Source organism: Candidatus Syntrophosphaera thermopropionivorans, from assembly GCF_004353895.1.
In the GTDB taxonomy this organism is placed as follows: Bacteria; Cloacimonadota; Cloacimonadia; order Cloacimonadales; family Cloacimonadaceae; genus Syntrophosphaera; species Syntrophosphaera thermopropionivorans.
The window spans coordinates 1-16210 of record NZ_SMOG01000004.1; the positions used below are offsets into that span (position 1 = coordinate 1).

The 16210-nt window shown below is 37.2% G+C and carries 13 protein-coding genes; all 13 read left to right on the forward strand.

All coding sequences use genetic code 11. The features are described from left to right. Positions 1–987, forward strand: a 987-nt coding sequence (locus E0946_RS02410; RefSeq protein ID WP_320410562.1) for a lipoate--protein ligase, incomplete at its 5' end; no start/stop codon positions are given. An 86-nt stretch (positions 988–1073) separates the two neighbouring features. Further along, positions 1074–1385, forward strand: coding sequence for a hypothetical protein (locus E0946_RS02415; RefSeq protein WP_133200879.1), 312 nt, complete (start codon positions 1074–1076; stop codon positions 1383–1385). Next, a complete protein-coding gene (locus E0946_RS02420; protein WP_133200880.1) occupies positions 1382–2602 on the forward strand; it encodes an aminotransferase-like domain-containing protein in 1221 nt (406 codons plus the stop codon). Before E0946_RS02415 ends, E0946_RS02420 begins: the two co-directional genes overlap by 4 nt. Before the next feature lie 42 nt (positions 2603–2644). Continuing rightward, positions 2645–2944: a 4Fe-4S dicluster domain-containing protein gene (locus E0946_RS02425; RefSeq protein WP_133200881.1), complete on the forward strand. Its 300-nt coding sequence runs from the start codon at positions 2645–2647 to the stop codon at positions 2942–2944. A gap of 123 nt (positions 2945–3067) precedes the next feature. After that, a complete protein-coding gene (locus tag E0946_RS02430; RefSeq protein ID WP_243713719.1) occupies positions 3068–4186 on the forward strand; it encodes a 2-oxoacid:acceptor oxidoreductase subunit alpha in 1119 nt (372 codons plus the stop codon). Between the two features lies 1 nt (position 4187). Continuing rightward, complete coding sequence (locus tag E0946_RS02435; RefSeq protein ID WP_133200883.1) at positions 4188–5030, forward strand: 2-oxoacid:ferredoxin oxidoreductase subunit beta; 843 nt, start codon at positions 4188–4190, stop codon at positions 5028–5030. After that, positions 5027–5572, forward strand: coding sequence for a 2-oxoacid:acceptor oxidoreductase family protein (locus E0946_RS02440; RefSeq protein ID WP_133200884.1), 546 nt, complete (start codon positions 5027–5029; stop codon positions 5570–5572). The genes E0946_RS02435 and E0946_RS02440 overlap by 4 nt, the downstream gene beginning before the upstream one ends. An 8-nt stretch (positions 5573–5580) precedes the next feature. Next, entirely contained in the window at positions 5581–5985 is a 405-nt protein-coding gene (gene mce / locus E0946_RS02445; protein WP_133200885.1) for a methylmalonyl-CoA epimerase, read from the forward strand. Positions 5986–6828: 843 nt separating this feature from the next. Beyond that, complete coding sequence (locus E0946_RS02450; protein WP_133200886.1) at positions 6829–7272, forward strand: hypothetical protein; 444 nt, start codon at positions 6829–6831, stop codon at positions 7270–7272. A 95-nt stretch (positions 7273–7367) separates the two neighbouring features. Further along, positions 7368–8570, forward strand: a complete 1203-nt coding sequence (gene tyrS / locus E0946_RS02455) for a tyrosine--tRNA ligase (RefSeq protein WP_133200887.1) — start codon at positions 7368–7370, stop codon at positions 8568–8570. Continuing rightward, complete coding sequence (locus E0946_RS02460) at positions 8567–9232, forward strand: site-2 protease family protein (protein WP_243713714.1); 666 nt, start codon at positions 8567–8569, stop codon at positions 9230–9232. Before tyrS ends, E0946_RS02460 begins: the two co-directional genes overlap by 4 nt. A gap of 14 nt (positions 9233–9246) precedes the next feature. Continuing rightward, a complete protein-coding gene (glnA, locus tag E0946_RS02465; protein ID WP_133200888.1) occupies positions 9247–10668 on the forward strand; it encodes a type I glutamate--ammonia ligase in 1422 nt (473 codons plus the stop codon). Positions 10669–10728: 60 nt separating this feature from the next. Beyond that, on the forward strand, positions 10729–16182 hold the full coding sequence (locus E0946_RS02470; RefSeq protein ID WP_133200889.1) for a C25 family cysteine peptidase: 5454 nt from the start codon (positions 10729–10731) through the stop codon (positions 16180–16182). The last annotated feature ends 28 nt before the right edge of the window (positions 16183–16210 follow it).

The window sequence follows — 16210 nt, forward strand, 5'->3', positions numbered from 1 at the left end:
TATCTTATGTTATTTATTAATAGCCCAAGTCATTATGCTCCTTTCAATATTGCCTGTGAAGAGTATATCTTGAATAATTTTCCTGAGGATGTATTTCTTCTTTATCGTAATGATGCCTCAATCATTGTAGGTAGACATCAAAATACTTTAGCAGAAATAAATCTGGATTATGTGAAGGAACATAATATTCCAGTTGTACGACGTTTAACTGGAGGAGGAACGGTTTTTCATGATCTCGGAAATCTAAATTATTGTTTTTTGATGAATCGCACCGGAGATGAAGATCGTGGTTTTACTAAATATACTGAACCTATTCTTGCAGCCTTGAAAGATTTGGGAATTGAAGCAAAGTTGGAAGGAAGAAATGACCTGACTATTAAAGGTATGAAATTTTCCGGCAATGCCAGAGCGGTATATCCAAATAAGATTCATCAGCATGGCACTATCCTCTTTTTTTCAAAGATTACAGATCTCAGTGCTGCCTTAAAAGCCAATCCTTTAAAGTTCAAAGATAAAGCCGTACATTCTGTGGCAGCAAGGGTTACTAATATTTCAGAACATCTAACAAAACCCATAAGCCTGGAGGAATTTATCCAGCTTATTCAGAAAGAAGTGCTTAAATTCTATCCAGATGCACGAGAATATCACTTAACTGAGGATGATAAAAAAGGGATTAACACTTTAATGAAGAGTAAATATGAGACCTGGGAATGGAATTTTGGACATTCTCCAGCTTATAATCATAAACAGAGTATTAGATGTTCTGCAGGGACAATAGAATTTCATATTGATGTGCATAAAGGTAAAATTACAGGTTTACGGATTTATGGAGATTTCTTTGGAGAACGGGATCCTTCTGAATTGGAATCAGCTTTGATAGGACTTCCGCATCGCACCGAAGAGCTTCGCAAGGCTCTGGAATCGCTTCCCTTGAATGAATTTTTTGGTGAGATAACAGTAGAAGACATTCTTGCGGGTCTAATCTGAATGCACTTTGAAAAAGGGTTTAAAAAAGTCCTTGACCATAAATCTATCTTTTTTTAATAGTTTATTTATCAAATTAAGGAGCAGGAATGAATATACATTTTCGTGATGTTCAGACTGGCAGTGTGGAAGCTCGTGCTGTTCTGGAAATTGCGGATGGTGTTTTCCTAAATGAAATTACCATACTCAATATTGAAGGTGAAATAGTAGTAGAATTTCCCAAAAAGAGCTTTGTAGGCAAGAATCATCGTATGTATTATATAGATATTATCACTTTTGAAGATAACGATAAACGTCTGGTCTGGGAGCTGGAAATCAAAAATGCTTATAAAGAATGGCGGAAAAAAAATAAAAAAGTTTTAGTTTATAAACAAAATAAAATAGATGGAGGATCGAAATGATTAACGATCTGCAAGACATCCTGTCAGTAAATATTCGCGGAATGAAGCGTTCCGCCATCCGCGAATTATTAAAGTATCTAAATCAGCCTGGCTTGATCTCCTTTTCTGGAGGCTTTCCTGCCCCTCAATCTTTTCCTGTGGAAGAGCTGAAGGGTATTATTGCTGAAGTGATGGAAAATGAACCTTATTACGCTCTTCAGTATGGCACTACCGAAGGAGATAATCTTTTACGGAAACAGTTAGCTGATCGCTATAAGAAATTTGGCATTGATGTGAATATGGATAATATCATTATTACCACTGCTTCTCAACAAGCTTTAGACCTGATAGCCAAAAGCTTTATTGACCGCGGAGATACTGTTATAGTGGGTCTACCTTCCTATCTGGGTGCTCTTAGTGCTTTTAATTCCTACGGTGCCGATATGATTGGAATTCCTATGGATGATGAAGGTGAAATTCCAGAAGTTATGGAAGATGAAATTAAAAAAGCCATAGCTCGAGGCAAAAAACCTAAATTCATCTATGTCATTCCTGATTTCCAGAATCCTGCCGGGATGACTATGAGTGAAAAGCGTCGTAAAGAAATCATTGATATTGCTCATCGCTACGATATTCTTATCGTTGAGGATAGCCCTTATCGTGAATTACGATACGAAGGTGAAAATCAACGCACTCTTTATGAGCTGGATGGAACTCAACAGGTAGTCCTTTTAGGCACTTTCTCCAAAATTTTCTGTCCTGGCTTCCGTATCGGATGGGTTATGGGACATCCTGAGGTCCTGGATAAAGTGGTGATTGGTAAACAAGCTACTGACCTTTGCACTCCTCCTTTCACTCAGCGCATTGCAGCTCGTTATATGGAAAGAGGTTATTTAGATCCTAAGATTGCTGAAATCTGCAATATGTACAAATCCAAACAGAAGGTTATGCTGGAATCATTAGAAGAGTTTATGCCGGAAGAATTTACTTGGACAAAACCTCAGGGTGGACTTTTCTTAATGGCTACTGGTCCTGAATGGATTGATACTGATGCTCTGCTTCTTGATTGTATCAAAGAACAAAATGTAGCTTATGTGGCAGGGACATCTTTCTTCTGTAACGGTAAGGGACAGAATACAATGCGTCTGAACTTCTCCTATGAATCGGAAGAGAATAACCGTGAAGGTTGTCGTCGTTTAGGCACCTTCTTCAAAAAGGTTATTGCGGAAAAATCTTGAAAATGCAAAATAAACAAGCTAAATCACAAATTGGGAGGTATAATGCCTAAAAAAGTCGAAAAAGACCGTATAGGCATGATTATCCGAGAGGAAGATGCTCCAGAAAAGATGGAAGTTGAACTCCCAGAAATTAAAGAATCTGGTGATAAATCCTCCCCTGTAATTATTTATTACAACTGGTGTAAGAAGTGTGGAATCTGTGTTGCTTTTTGTCCTACAGGCTGTTTAGGAAGAAAAGCCGATGGTTCACCCTATGTTTTAGCACCAGAAAAATGCACTCATTGTGAGACATGTGACCTTCTTTGCCCTGATTTTGCTATCACTGGTGCTAAAGAACATTAAGGAGTCCAAATGTCTAATTCTGAAACAATAAATCCAAATACAACTATGAATAATGAGAGTAAAACTAGTTCTACCACTAAAGTGGAAGAATTGCAGAACCTCAAGGGAAGAAAGACTGTACTAATGCAGGGTAATGAAGCTGTTGCCTATGGTGCTCTGGATGCAGGTTGCAATTTCTTTGCCGGTTATCCAATAACCCCTTCCACAGAAATAGCAGAAATCCTGGCAGCAGAGCTTCCCAAACGAGGCGGAGTCTTCATCCAGATGGAAGATGAATTGGGAAGTATCTGTGCTGTGATTGGAGCATCACTGGCAGGAGCGAAAGCTTTAACTGCTACCTCTGGTCCTGGTTTTTCCTTGATGCAGGAAGGTATAGGCTTTGCCAGAAGCGCGGAAACTCCTTGCGTGGTAGTAGATGTTCAACGCGTTGGTCCTTCCACTGGAATGCCAACCAGCTGTGCTCAAGGTGACATTCAACAATCACGCTGGGGTACTCATGGTGATAGTCCAGCCATTGTGCTTTATCCTGATAGCGTTAAAGAAAGCTATGAACTCACCATTCGTGCTATTAATCTTTCCGAAAAATACCGCACTTGCGTAATACTCTTACTGGATGAGGTGCTCGGTCATATGAGGGAAGCAGTCAGACTTCCTGATTTGTCAAATGTGCGCGTTATCTCAAGAGTAAAACCTACTGTACCACCTCACTGGTATAAGCACTATGAGAATAATGAAAAATATCCCATCCCCTTAGCCAGTTTCGGAGAAGGATATCGCTTTCATGTAACTGGGCTCACTCATGATTCTCTCGGGTTCCCTACTAATAAGCCCAATGAAGCTGCAGAAATGATGGCAAGACTTAAGAAAAAGATAACTTATAATATCCGTGACCTCGTCCAGATTGAAAGTTTTCAAATGGATGATGCAAAAATTGCTGTTTTTGCTGCTGGTATTACTGCTCGTTCTGCTAAAGCAGCAGTAGTTATGGCAAGAAAGGAAGGTATTCCCGCAGGTTTGCTTCGTCCTTTAACAATCTGGCCCTTCCCGGATGATGCAGTGCGTAAAATGTTAAGGGATGTGGATATTGTTATCGTGCCTGAATTGAATCAGGGACAGTTAATTCGGGAAATTGAGCGCTTAGTTAAAGACCGTAGTGATAGCAAACTGATAAAGATTCAACGAGTGGATAGCAAACTTATTCCGCCCCAGGATATCCTGCAAAAAATTAAGGAGGTAATATAATATGCCTGCTATACCTCAAAAAATTATTCATGAATATCTGAGACACGATAAGAAATTCCCTCATGTGTGGTGTGCTGGTTGTTCCAATGGGATAGTGCTTGGTTCTATTATTCGTGCCATTGCAGGAATGAATCTGGACCGGAATGATATCGTTATGGTCTCTGGAATTGGTTGTTCTTCCAGAATGCCAGTTTATGTGGATTTCAACACTCTTCATACTTTGCATGGAAGAGCTATTGCTTTTGCTACCGGGGTTAAACTCCATAAACCGCATCTTAAAGTCATCGTGGTTACTGGGGATGGAGATTGTGCTGCCATTGGTGGAAATCATCTCATCCATGCTGCGAGAAGAAATATAGACCTGACAGTGATTATGCTCAATAATAATATCTATGGAATGACCGGAGGTCAGGTTTCACCAACTACTCCTCATGAGGCTTATGCTACCACCGCTCCTTATGGTAATATAGAACCTGATTTTGATGTTTGCAAACTAGCAATGGGTGCAGGAGCTACATATGTGGCGAGAACCACGGCTTTTCATACGCAGGAAACTCAAAATATGGTCAAAGAAGCGATAGAACATCCGGGCTTTGCGCTAATTGAAGTTATCTGCGCTTGTCCTGTGATTTATGGTAGATTGAATAAAAAAGGTGGGGCTCCAGAAATGATGAAGGAAATGAGAGATAACTCTATACCGCTTGCTGCAGTGGATAAACTTCCTCCTGAAAAAGTGCAGGGAAAGATTATACGAGGCGTCTTGCATAAAGATATTAGACCTGAATACTGTGCTCAATATGCTGAATTGATGAAAAAGGCTCAAGCACAGGGAGGTTCAAAATGAAATATCCCTATGAAATACGTCTTTCTGGAAGTGGTGGTCAGGGATTGATTCTGGCAGGGATAATTCTCGCCCGAGCCGCAGTTCTGGAAAACCATCATGTTACGCAAACTCAGAGCTATGGACCTGAATCTCGTGGAGGCTATTCTTACGCCGATGTCATTATCAGCAATGAAGATATATATTTTCCCGAAGCAGTGTCCTTTGATTGCCTCCTTGCTCTCAATCAGGAATCTTGCGATAAATACCTCTTTGACTTACGAGAAAATGGAATTCTTATTGTAGATACTACCTTTGTGAAAAATATCGCTCTAGTAGTTGAAAATACTTATGAGGTACCCTTCACTGAGATTGCTATTGAAAAACTTGGTAGCCCTATTCCAACAAATATTATGGCTCTGGCTTTTCTTGTGCAAGTTACTGGTATCGTGAAACTTGCTTCCTTGCAACAGGCAATTGAAGAAAGTGTAAAACCTGCCTTTATAGACCTCAATCTGCGAGCTATGAAATTGGGAATTGACTTAGCCAAAAATTATGAGAAATAGAGGATTTTATGATTAAACATATCTCCCATATCGGTATTGCAGTGAAAAATCTGGATGAAGCTATTGCCATCTATGAAAAACTCGGACTCCAGCTGGAAGGTATTGAAGAAGTCCCTTCTCAAATGGTTAAAGTAGCCTTCTTCCCTTGTGGAGAAACCCGACTGGAATTATTAATGCCAACTTCTCCTGAAAGTCCTATCGCTAAATTTATTGAAAATAGAGGGGAAGGAATACAACATATTGCTCTGGCAGTAGATAATGTAACGGAAGAACTGAACAAAGCACATGAAAATGGGTTCCGACTCATAGATACTCAACCAAGACCCGGTGCTCATAATTCTGAAATTGCTTTTCTGCATCCTAAATCAACTCTCGGTGTCCTCATAGAATTGTGTCAGGAAAAAGAAGATTAAACTAAAGTATTTAACCTTAAAACATATAATATATAGCCGGTTTTTCTATAACCGGCTATTTTTATAGGTGGAAGGATGTCCTCATCCTTCCAAGCCCGTTAGGGCTTTCATATTAAAAATGAGTTTTCAGCTTATTAAGCTTTCACTTGCTATGAGATAAGCTTGTAGCTTTAGTTGCTTGGGGTCAATGAGGATATTGACCTACCAGAGGAGGAAAAATATCCTCATCTTTCCATATAATAATAAGGTGGCAGACATCATTGTCTATCAGAGATTGCAGCTCGCTTGTATAAATAACTATATTTTCAAAACTATTAATCTATCTATCTTCTCTATTACCAATCTTTTAAAATAAATTTTAAAAAAATTATCCTGTTTTACAGAAAATAAATGGTTAAGTATGATTAAAAAGAGATTAGATAATAGGAAAGTGATACTAATATCTACCATATTTCCAATTAATTAAATAGAGATAGTTCTTTCTATAATATCTCTTTCATTTCTTTCTTCTTATCCTTTTGCTCTGGCAAAATATTGGCTTATAACTTATCCTGAACATTCTATCCTCTAATACATTAATAAATCTGATGGATAAGCTTTAAAATGATGTTATTAACTAAACCCCCTATCCATTTGCTCCAAAAAAACAAATTTATCCCATAATATGAACCAATCTATCCACCTCAAAACCATAATCTTCTTCTTATCTACTTCCTTCTATCAGGTGTTTATCAAGTGTTAATCAAGCGTTAATGTATAAAGACTTGATTAACGCTTGATTAAGAACTGATTGACAGAAACTGAGTAATTGAAGATGAGGTTTCAGGTAAGGAGATATAAACTATGAAAGCTAATATTAAAAGAGGTAAAACACCGCCAGTTATAGATTCAGAAAAGTATATACAATACTATCATCCGAATCTGCATTGCACGATTATTCGTCGTAAACCCCAAATGCCACATCAACCACAGAATGATTTATACAAACAGATTAGTCTCAATTTAAAGGCTCTAAATCCTTCACCTGCGTATAAAAGTGATTTTCAAATTTACACAACTTTGTTGAGACAGAAAGATGAAAACCTAAGGATTCCTTCCTGGTATCCTCTATTTGTAAAGCTTATGTGGAATATGCAAGCGAAATATCCAGAACAGGTAGATTTGAAAACTATTACTAAAGAGGAAATAATCAGTAAGAATCTTCCCTGTAGGTCGGTTAAAGCAGCGATTGAGGATGGTTTATTAACCCCTATAGAGGGCTGGGAATTCTTAGACCATACTATATAAAGTATTAATCTAATTTAGACCAGTAGGGCTTGACAAATAAGCAGTGTCCGATTTTGTGAAATAAAATAGATAAAGCACATAGTTTTAAGGACAATATGAACTTAGAAAAAGAATTGAAAATTATAAGAAAAGCAGTGGATGAAATCATTCCAGAAGAAGATTTAGTAAGGAAACTTATCCGCAGCAAAGAGACCGGTAAACCCTTAAGAATAAAATTTGGTATAGACCCAACTGGCACCGATGTTCATTTAGGTCATTTAGTGCCTATTCGCAAAATGCGGGATTTTCAGGACTTAGGTCATATTGGGGTAATTATTATCGGCGATTTTACTGCCCAAATTGGTGACCCCACAGGTCGTGATGAAACCCGTCCTCCACTCTCTCATCAGCAAGTTCTTTCCAATGCAGAAAGGTTTATGGAACAGCTCTATACGGTTTTAAAACAGGAACAAACAGAAGTTAGATGGCAAAGCGAATGGTTCGGTAAAATGACCGTTGAGGAGGTAATTAAGTTGATGGGAAATTTTACTCTGGCTCAATTTATGGCACATGATACCTTCCGAACCCGTTATGAACAGGGACTTCCGCTTGGTCTTCATGAATTAATGTATCCTCTCTTGCAAGCTTACGATTCGGTTGCAGTGCAAAGTGATGTTGAACTCGGTGCAACTGAACAGAAATTTAATATCCTTTGTGGAAGAGATATGCAACGCTTTTTTGGACAAGAAGAACAAGTTGCAATTCTGACTCCTCTTTTGATAGGTCTGGATGGTGTTAATAAAATGGGTAAATCCTTGAATAATTATATTGCTGTTTTTGACCCACCAGAGGAAAAATTTGGAAAGATTATGTCCATACCTGATGACTTAATATTAAATTATTATAAATATGCTGCTTGGGCTGATGAAGAAGAATTGGAAAAGGTGCAAAAAGAATTGGAAAGTGGCACTAATCCAATGATACTTAAGAAACAGCTGGCACACAGAATAGTGGCATTTTATCATGGTAATAAAGCAGCCGATGAAGCTCAAAGAGCTTTTGAAAAGGTCTTTTCACAAAGGGAATTACCTGATGAAATGCCTGAATACAAAGTTAATAATTCCGTTATGCGTATTACTAAACTATTAACTGAAAGTGGATTGTGTGAATCAGGAAGTGAAGCTAAAAGATTGATTCAAGCTGGTGGTGTTAGCATTGATGGTGAAAAAATAACTTCCACTGATGCAGAAATTGAAATTAAAGAGGGAATGGTTTTACGTGTAGGGAAAAGAAAGTTTTTAAGATTGAGGAAACAATGAATTATGCTGCTATATCAATGAGTTTTATTAAGAATACTCTAACCCTTATAATTATTCTCATTATATTCTATTCCATTATCTTGCATGAAATTAGCCATGCTCTGGTTTCTTACTGGCAAGGTGATGACACAGCTAAAATGATGGGAAGATTAAGTCTTAACCCTTTCAAACATATAGATATTTTTGGCACTATTATTCTTCCGCTTTTGACTTACTTTACTATGGGAATTATCCTTGGTTATGCCAAGCCAGTTCCCTTAAATCCTTATAATTATAAAAATATAAAAGTGGGAACAGGTCTATCTGCCTTAGCTGGTCCTGTAACTAATATCTTGATAGCCATAGTATTTGCTTTAATCTTTCATTTGACTCAAGGGCAACAGATTATACCTTATATCTGTCAAATGGTGGTTTTTTTCAATTTATTACTTGCTTTTTTCAATCTTATTCCGATTCCGCCTCTTGATGGTTCTAAGGTTCTTGGTATGCTACTTCCTGATGCTGCATTTTATAAGTTTATGGCACAAGAACATATTGGTATGATAACCATAATTTTCATACTTCTTGTTTCTGGACTTTTAGGTTTTAATATTATTGGTAGACTGATTATACCTCCTATCAATTTCACTATGCAATTATTAGGTGTTGGCGGTATTTTTTAAAAGGAGAGGATAAAATGACGAAAGAAAAAATTAAAGATTTTATAAGAGAAAAAGAAATTCAAGCAGTAGACTTAAAATACTGCGGTATGGATGGAAAATGGTATCATATCACCATTCCTGCTCGTGGTTTAAAAGAAGTTCTGGACTCTGGTGTACCTTTTGATGGCTCTTCTATTCCAGGAATGAAAGGAGTGGAATCTGGCGATATGATTTTGATGCCCGACCTGGAAACAGCTCAAATAGACCCATTCTATGATAATTACACAATGCGTCTGATTTGCTCTATTTGTGATGCAGAAACCCGTCAGGGCGTTAAAAAAGATTCTCGCAGTGTAGCTTTAAGAGCACAAGAATATCTTCTTTCTACAGGTATTGCAGATAAAAGCACCTGGATTCCTGAACTGGAATTCTATCTTTTTGATTCAGTGAAATATCAGAGCAGTGAATATAATTGTGGTTTTTTGGTAGAATCTTCTGAACACAAAGAAGCCTTACCAGAAGATAATGAAGATAATGATGGATTGTCACAACAGGACCATAAAGGTTATCATATGGACACACCCTTTGATCAGTTCTATGAAATCCGTCAGGAAATGGTAGACCGTATGGAAGATTATGGTATCAAAGTCCGATATCATCACCATGAAGTAGGTTTAGCTTCTCAACAAGAAATTGAAACAGAACTTCTGGAATTTCCCAAGATTTGTGATGATGTGATGGTGATGAAAGATATCATTCGTCGCACTGCCCTGAGCTATGGATTAACCGCAACTTTTATGCCTAAACCCATTTATAATCAAGCAGGAAGTGGAATGCATTTTCATATAATGCTGCATAAAGATGGCACAAATATATTTTATCAAAAAGGTGGTTATGCTGACCTTTCCGACCTCGCTATCTGGTTTATTGGTGGAATTTTATACCATGGAAGATCTCTTGTAGCTTTTACCAATCCAAGCACTAATAGTTTTAAGCGTTTACTGCCAGGTTTTGAAGCACCAGTAAAACTATTTTATGGACTTGCCAATCGCAGTGCTGCTATCCGTATTCCCAGATATGCTAATTCACCTGAAACAAAACGCTTTGAATTCCGTACTGGTGATGCCACTTGCAATCCTTATCTTGCTATGAGTGCTATGTTAATGGCTGGACTGGATGGAATTAAAAATCAAATTGACCCCGCAAAATATAACTTAGGTCCTTATGACGACAATGTTTTTGAATGGAGTGAAGAGAAAAAATCAAAACTTCTCTCTATTCCAGCTAATCTGAAAGAAGCTATGCAAAGTCTGAAAGAAGACTATCACTATCTACTTGAGGGTGATGTATTTAACGAGGAATTGATTGAATCCTATATTAAACTTAAACTAAAAGAAAATGACGAAGTTAATAATCGTATCCATCCCTATGAATATATCCTTTATTATAATTTATAAAAAGCGGAATAATTATTGCTTCTTTCAAGTATAAACATTCCCACAATTAAAGGTGACTTAATGATTAAAAAAGTATTCCTTATTATTATGCTGGGATTAAGTCTCAGTGCTATCTTAGCTTTAAACGATAATGTTATTTCTCAAACTAATAAAGCTTTCCAGATTACCACGAAAGCTATAGACCATATGGATATTCAATTCAACCTTCCTTCCTATGAAATCATAGAAGAAGAAGCTGGGGGCAATATCTACCAGAGAATAATGATACCAGAAGCAGGGGTAACCATGGATAGTGGATTACCTGAGCTTCCAACTATAAACATAATGCTGGCTATTCCTCGTCAAGGCAAGGTTCAGATTGAAACTTTGAACACTCAAACTCAGGTGCTACCTCAATTTCTACCTTATCCAGTACAGCAAGGACAGGAACTTGAATCTCCCAAGTCTTTTGTTATTGATAGTGCTTATTATGAAAATGGTGCTTCCTATCCTGCTAATCTTATTCAAGTAAGTGATCCAATGATATTGAGGGATTTCCGTATTATCGGAATTCAGGTCAATCCTTTTAGTTATAATCCACAGAGTCATACTCTTACCATAAATCAATCTATATCTTTTCGGGTTAATTATTTAAATGAGCCAGGAATCAATGAACTGGAAGGAGAATTACAATCCTTATCTCCTGCTTTTGCTAATATCTATGAGTCCATTATATTCAATTTTGATGATTATCGGGACCTGATAGATACTCATATTCCCCCTCGTTATTTAATTATTTATGGTTATAACTCTGATACCAATTATATTTCTTCTATAAATTCCTTTGCCCTCTGGAAAAGACAGAAGGGAGCAGATGTTTCACTTGCAAGTACAGCCAGTACTGAAGCAGGAAGTAGTACTACTTCTATAAAGTCCTATATACAAAATGCCTATAATAATCCTGCTACCAGACCAGATTATGTGATTCTTATAGGTGATACCGGAGGCTCCTATACCATTCCTTGTTTTACCTATTCCAGTGGGGCGACAGATTATCCTTATACTCATTTAGCGGGTAATGATTTATTGGGTGATGTATACATTGGTAGAATCAGTGCAGAAAATCTTTCTCAACTTCAGACCATCTTTGCTAAAATCTATCTCTACGAAAGAGATATTAATCTTAATAATGCTCAATGGCTAAATAGAATGCTTTTAGTAGGTGATTATTCACCTTCCGGAGTTAGTGTTGTTTATACCAGTAAATATATTAAAGAATGTGCCCTAAATATTAATCCTGATTATACTTTTACGGAATTATATGGTGACGACCCTTCTCCAAGTTTAGCCAACGGTGCTATTAATACAGGAATAGGATTCCACAGTTATCGTGGATATATAAATATGAGTGGATGGTCTCCTTCTGAATCTTTAAACAATGGCTATAAACTTCCTCATGCGATAATAATTACCTGCAGTACCGGAAACTTTAACTCTACCGCTACCACTGAATCTTATATACGTTTAGGGACTTCTGCACAACCTAAGGGTGCTGTTACCGCTATGGGTATGGCTACTTCCAGTACCCATACCACATTCAATAATGCTCTTCATGGTGGAGTCTGGGGTGGGATCTTACAATATAATATGCGAACACCTGGTGAAGCTATGCTAAATGGTAAGTTGTTTATCAATGAGATATTTGGAGTTTCTTCTCCTACTAATGCCAGTAATTTTGCACATTGGTTAAATCTGATGGGTGATCCCACTATGGAAATATTTTGTGGTATCCCTAATCATTTTAATATCAATAGTATAACCACTATTCCTCTCGGTCTGAGTTTAATGGATGTATTTGTTACAGATGGGACTGGTGAGCCAGTTAAAGATGCTTGTGTAACTTTAACGCAGAACAATGTTATTATCAGTCGTGGCTATACTGATGAGGATGGTAATATTATCCTTATTTTGCCCTCAAATATGACGGTTAATCCTTGCACTCTGACTGTGTCTAAACATAACTTCAAGCCATTACAGCAATCTATAGCTGTAGACAATTCTGGCACTCTTGTTCCTGGAGCTATCATAGTAGATGATGATAATACAGACTTCTCTCAAGGTAATGGAGATGGATTAGTTGATGGGGGAGAAACAATTGAATTTCTCTTTGGACTCAGGAATACTTCTGCCAGCTCCATCTCTGGTATATCTGGATACTTAACTTGCAACAGTCCTTATGTCACAATAACTGATTCTTTGCTTACTTTTGGGGAAATTACTCCTTCTTCTCTTGGTTTTAATAATAATCCTGTGGTAATCCATATTGCTTATAATACACCCAATGATATGATGCTGCGCTTTCATCTTATACTTACTGATAGTAATAATGTTAGCTATAATGTTTCAGAATTTGTTAAAGTGAATAATGCGGAAATGATTTTTAATAGTTATCAGGTGATAGATGGTGGAAATGGAGTCCTTGACCCAAGTGAAAATGCTGGATTTACTGTTACCGTGACTAACCAAACTACTATTCCTGTAACTGATATCTATGGACGTCTATATACTTTAAATGACCTGATAAGTATCACAGACCATACAGCCTTTTATGGTGACCTATTTCCAAATATTGAAGTAACTCCAACCACCGATATCTTTCAGCTCTATGGTAGACCGTTGTTGCTTCCAGGAATGATTATTCCAATGCGATTAAAGCTTTATAATAGCCTCGGTTTTGAACAATGGTTGGATTTTTCTCTTACTATAGGTGAGATAACAGTAAACAATCCTCTCGGACCTGATGGTTATGGATATGTTATTTATGATGATCAGGATACAGGCTATGAAGAATGTCCTGTGTTTAACTGGATAGGTATTGCTCCAGCTGAAGGTGGATTGGGGACAGCTCTGGCTATTAGTGATTCCTATACAAGTAGCAATGAAGGAGATCAGGTGGGTTCTGATGCTCTGGAAGTGGTAGATTTACCTTTTCCCTTCCAGTTTTATGGTCGTATCTATACTCAGATAACAGTTTGTTCAAACGGTTTTATTGCTATGGGAGTGACCGAAAATGCTGAGTTTCGCAATTATCGTCTCCCTGGACCTATGGGACCAAGTCCGATGATTGCACCTTTCTGGGATGATTTAGCCACCCATTCAGGTGGTGGAATCTACACCTGGTATGACCGTAATAATCATTGCTTTGTGATAGAATGGTATAATCTTAAAAATGGATCTAACGGTTCTTCAATGGAAACCTTCCAAGTTATACTTTATGACCAGAGTATGTATCCTACTTCCCTGGGAGATGGTCCTATTAAGTTTCAATATCAAACCTTCAATAATGTGGATATGAGTACTGGTAATCGTCATGGTTGCTATGCTACTATTGGTATTGAAGACCATTCAGGAACAGTGGGTTTAGAATATACTTTCAATAATGTTTATCCCACAGCTGCTTCACCTCTGGGAAATCAAAGGGCACTTTATATAACGAATGTTCCTCTTTATTATTATGACCCGCATATTATACTCTGTGAGACTTATATAGATGATAGCAATGGCAATGGTGTCTGTGAACCAGGAGAAACCATAAATTTAGGTATTAAACTTCAGAATATAGGAAATCAAACAGCAGAGGATGTGACTGCTACTCTAATTACCAACAATCCCTATATCAACATAATCACTGCCACAGGAACTTATTATCCCCTAACCACAGATAGCTATGGAGTGAATCAACAGCCTTTTGTGTTTACCATCGCACCAGAATGTCCTAATGGCACGGTGATTAACTTCCGACTCCAGATTAATTCTGGTGACTTTAGCTGGCAACGCAATTTCAGCATTAGAGTAGAAGCCTCTGTGATGATGTTCGTATCTTATCTGATTAACGATGCAGATGCCAATTTCAATGGGATTATTGATCCACTGGAAACGGTTAAAGTGATTGTAAATGTCCACAATAATTCAGATGTGCAAGCTCGTGAGGTTATGGCAACTCTATCAACCTCCAGTTCAGATGTGATGATTGTCAATCCCATAATTAGTTTACCAATGATAGAACCAAATACCATAATGCAATTTGTATTTGAGGTTCAATTTACGGGTGTAAGTTCACTCTCCCAATATATTTCTATGCAGTTTAATCTATCTATATCTAATGGATTGCCCATATCTAACAATCTTCTAATACCTTACAATATTGCTAATGTATTCAATGATTTTGAATCTAATGATGGTAATTTTATCTCTGAAACAGGATGGGAATGGGGAATTCCAGCTCAAGTTGGACCCTATTCTGGAGTAAAAGTCTGGGCAACTAATTTGAGTGGTAACTATCCTAATCTCATTGATTATGTTTTGATCACTCCTGAATATACTTTGGAAAGTAGCTGTATACTAACTTTTCATCATATCTACGGGATGGAAAACTATTATGATGGTGGGAATGTATGTATTTCTGTTGATAATGGAAATAATTGGACAGTTATTACACCTCTTGGTGGCTATCCTCATAATAGTATTGTCAGTTTAAATAGTCAGCCAGGCTTTACAGGTTCTATAAACTCCTGGCAAACGGTGCAGTTCAATTTGAGTCAGTATGCGGGTCAAACTGTGCGTTTTCGCTTTCGTATGACATCTGATAGTGCAACCACAGGAATAGGATGGTTTATAGATAATTTTGAGCTTAGTGGGGTTAATCAAAAGACTGGATATATCTATGGTCTGGTAACACCTACTTCCACCACTCCTGCAAGTAAAGCATTGGTTATGGCTAATAATCATTTTGCCACCCATCCAGATGATAATTATTCTTATAGATTATATTTACCTTTCGGAACTTATAATGTAACTGCCACCTTACTTTACCATCAATCTTCCAGCGCATTTAATATTCAAATAACACCTGAATCTCCTCTCAGGCAAACTGATTTCACTCTCATAGATTTGCCTAAGCCTGTAAATTCAGATTTTGTGGTTAATAATGAGACCGGTGAATTATTAATCAGTTGGGAACCTCCTTATGATCCCGTCTTGCCTATTGGTGGATATAAAGTATATAAGAGATTTAACACAGGTCCTTTTGAATTAGTCCAAACCACTAATATCACTTCATATACGGATTATCTTTCGCTTAATGGATTATATAAATATTATATCCGAGCTTTATATTACAATATGGAAGGATGTCCTTCTGATACTATTGAGTTTATATTTCCTTATCAAAATGTAAACGAACCCTCCACACCTGGTTTAATCACTAAACTAAAAACAAATTATCCCAATCCATTTAATCCAACTACCACTATATCTTTTGATCTGGCAGAAGCAGGTAAGGTTAAGTTGTCTATTTATAATATAAAAGGTCAATTAGTCAAAGTTCTGGTTGAGGATAATTTTTCACCAGGAAATTACAGTATAGTGTGGAATGGTAAGGATAGCAGGAATCAGAATGTTTCGTCTGGAGTCTATTTTTATCGTCTGGAGACAAAAAACAAGGTATTCACTCAGCGGATGATGCTATTAAAATAGATAAATCTTGATTGTTCGGAAGGATTAT